At 65.2% G+C, this 290-nt stretch carries 1 protein-coding gene; it reads left to right on the plus strand.

What is annotated here, in order from left to right; all coding sequences use genetic code 11:
• Window positions 1-106: 106 nt before the first annotated feature.
• Window positions 107-290, plus strand: a 184-nt coding sequence (locus ACZYSP_RS35495; protein ID WP_489019247.1) for a hypothetical protein, incomplete at its 3' end; no start/stop codon positions are given.

Here is a 290-nt window from a genome sequence, read left to right on the forward strand (position 1 = left end):
GGTCGTACACCTTCAAGACTGTGATCGGGCAGCGGCAATGCACCTTCGTGCAGGGCCTAGCCAATCGAAGGTCCGACGAGGCTCAGACCTGCAGCGGGAGCCTCTGATGCTGCCCGACCTCAAAAAGCCGTTGCTCTGGGCCCTTGGCCTGGGGCTCGTTGCGGCGCTGGCCACAGCCGGCATCGAGCGCACGCGCGCCGCTGGTTCGCGCGCAGATCTGGCCTCAGAGAAGGTGGACCGTGCGAAGGAAAACTCAGCGCGTGCGCTGGCAGCACTGGTCGATCTTCAGC

The sequence above is a fragment of the Variovorax sp. F042 genome, from assembly GCF_057814215.1.